The following is a 2,708-nucleotide window of genomic DNA, read 5'->3' as shown; positions in this document are numbered from 1 at the left end:
CGATCGTGCCGATGTTGCAGTGCGGCTTCGTCCGCGAAAATTTCTCTTTCGCCATGATCTTCCGTCCTAGAGGCGCGATATTTCCAGGCGCGACGTTTCCCGGAGCGCTTTCCGCAGATCGGAAAGCCGCCCGTCGCAGAGCGCTAAGGCACGCATGGAATCCCGAAGGCTCGGTTTCTCACGCGAGACCGCGCGAGGACTTACGGCCCTTCGCGGCTGCGTTCAAGCTGAAATCTGCGCCATGGCCTGCGGAGAGGATTGTATTCCCCGGAAAGATGGTGGAGCGGGTGAAGGGAATCGAACCCTCGTATTCAGCTTGGAAGGCTGCTGCTCTACCATTGAGCTACACCCGCACGCCTTTTCGGATGCTAGCACACCCGTTTTCCGCCCGCGAGCCCGGCAGAGACCGCCCGCGCCCCGAAGGGCGCGGCTGCCGTCATCTGACCAGCTTGCGGAAGCTGCCGGCGCCGCAGCGCCGCATCTTCGGGAACGGATGGTGGAGGGGGTTGGATTCGAACCAACGTAGCTTACGCAACGGATTTACAGTCCGTCCCCTTTAACCACTCGGGCACCCCTCCAGGGCCGTCCCCGAAGCAGACCGTCGGTTATCCGGTCTGCCGTGGCACCGAGCCGCCACCGTCCGGGTCACCAGCCGGCGGCGTGTCGTTGCGGGTGGCCTTATGCCGGCCCCGGCGCCCCCTGTCAACGCCGCTTCGCATCAAAGCAACCGGCCGGCGCCAATTCAGGGGATAACCTTGCCGGCTCATCCACAAGCCGGCACGGTGCGCCTCAGCCCCGCACCGGCCTCAGGCGGCCAGCAGACGCTCCACCTCGCGCACCAGTTCGCGCAGATGGAACGGCTTGGAGAGAATCTTGGCGTCGCGGGGGGCCTGCGAATCGGGATTGAGCGCCACGGCGGCAAAACCGGTGATGAACATCACCTTCAGGTCGGGATCGAGCCGGGTCGCCCGGCGGGCGAGCTCGATGCCGTCCATTTCCGGCATCACGATATCGGTGAGCAGCATGGAGAACGGCTCTTCGCGCAGGCGCTCGTAGGCCGAAAGGCCGTTATCGAAGGACACGACATCGTAGCCGGCCTTTTCGAGTGCCTTGGACAGGAAGCGCCGCATGTCCGTATCGTCTTCCGCAAGCAGAATGCGCGACATGGTGGTCAGACTTTAAGTCCTGAGTGTTGCGGGAGGCAGCCCGCGGCACCGCCGGCTGCCGGGCACCGGCCCTGTCCGCCGCCACCGCATCCGGCGGGCGGGCGGACGCACCTGCGCCATCGTTCAGCCATCATCTGCGGACCACGGGTAAAGATCGGGTGAAAGCCCGGCACCGGCCGCGGCCGGCGGGCCGCGTTCTGCCGGCGCCGTGGCAGGAACGCCGCAGCACGGGCCGCCCGCCCCGGCCCTGCCCGCCGTCCCGGGGCCGGTTCCGGGGGCTGATTCCCGCTCCAGGCTCTGCCGGCAGCGCACCGCAGCCGGACGCGCACCGGGCCTTGGCCAATCGCGGCGGGACTGTCACAATGGCGCTTCATCACCGCCCGGCACGCCGGGCGGATCGGGGCAGTTCATCGCCGCCCGGCACGCCGGGCGGACCGGTTTTCCGACATCAGACGGACTTCGTGCGCATGTCACAGACGGAGCCCACCCCGCAGATTGCGCGGGCGCCGCACGGCGCATCCGACGGCCACGGGCCGGCGCACGGGGCGGCCGGTGCCGCCGGGGAGACGTTCCGCATCGTCGCCGATTTCGACGAGACCATGCCCTTCGACGTGCAGCGCCCCGCCACCGCGCAGGCCGCGCCGCTGGTGTTCAACTCGCCGCATTCGGGCCGCGCCTATCCCGCAGCCTTCCTTGCCGCCTCGCGCCTCGCCAACCCCGCCATCCGCCGCTCGGAGGATGGCTATGTGGACCTGCTGTTTGCCGGCGTGGTGGAAATCGGCCTGCCGCTGATGCGCGCGCACTTTCCGCGCGCCTTCCTCGACGTCAACCGCGAGCCCTACGAACTCGATCCGCGGATGTTCTCCGGCCGCCTGCCCTCCTATGCCAACACGCGCTCGGCGCGGGTGGCCGGCGGGCTCGGCACCATCGCGCGGATCGTCTCCGATGCGCAGGAAATCTATGCCGGCCCGCTCACCGTCGACGAGGGTCTGGCGCGCATCGAGACGCTCTATCACCCTTATCACGGCTGCCTGGCCGGGCTTCTGGCGGAAACGCGCGCGGCGTTCGGCCATGCGGTGCTGATCGACTGCCACTCCATGCCCTCAGGGGTGCGCGGCACCGACGGGCGCACCCGGCCCGACGTGGTGCTGGGCGACCGGCACGGCAGTTCGTGCAGCGCCCGGCTGACCGCCGCCGCGGCCGATGTGCTGAGCGGGCTCGGCTTTCGCGTCCAGCTCAACCGGCCCTATGCCGGCGGCTTCATCACCGAGCACTACGGCCGCCCGTTCGCGGGCATCCATGCGCTGCAGGTGGAGATCAACCGCGGGCTTTACATGGACGAGCAACGCTGCCTGCCCGGCCCCGGCCTGCCGGAACTGGCCCGGCTGATGACGCTGTTCGTCGCTGCACTGGTGCCGCGCCTCTCAGGGCTGGAAGGCAGCGGCGGCAGCCGGCTCGCAGCCGAATAGGCGCGCCGCTCCGCCAGCCCGCATTCCCCCGCCAGAACTCCGCCAAGACCCTGCCGGACAAGACCTTGCCGGA

Annotated in this window: 2 protein-coding genes and 2 tRNA genes; 1 reads left to right on the top strand and 3 read right to left on the bottom strand. The window is 68.9% G+C overall.

Annotation, left to right across the window (positions count from 1 at the left end):
* Window positions 1–279: 279 nt before the first annotated feature.
* From V7067_RS17190 to V7067_RS17180, 3 genes are all read right to left on the bottom strand, one after another.
* Window positions 280–353, bottom strand: a tRNA-Gly gene (locus tag V7067_RS17190).
* A 141-nt stretch (window positions 354–494) separates the two neighbouring features.
* Window positions 495–578: transfer RNA gene (locus tag V7067_RS17185), tRNA-Tyr, on the bottom strand.
* Between the two features lie 228 nt (window positions 579–806).
* Window positions 807–1,166: a response regulator gene (locus tag V7067_RS17180; protein ID WP_334177108.1), complete on the bottom strand. Its 360-nt coding sequence runs from the start codon at window positions 1,164–1,166 to the stop codon at window positions 807–809.
* A 599-nt stretch (window positions 1,167–1,765) separates the two neighbouring features.
* Here V7067_RS17180 and V7067_RS17175 point away from each other — a divergent pair.
* Window positions 1,766–2,635, top strand: a complete 870-nt coding sequence (locus tag V7067_RS17175; RefSeq protein WP_334177109.1) for an N-formylglutamate amidohydrolase — start codon at window positions 1,766–1,768, stop codon at window positions 2,633–2,635.
* The last annotated feature ends 73 nt before the right edge of the window (window positions 2,636–2,708 follow it).

It is taken from the genome of Pseudoxanthobacter sp. (genome assembly GCF_036822375.1).
Lineage (GTDB): Bacteria > Pseudomonadota > Alphaproteobacteria > Rhizobiales > Segnochrobactraceae > Pseudoxanthobacter.
Note: the sequence above shows the minus strand (reverse complement) of the source record. Positions and strands in the feature narration are given on the sequence as shown.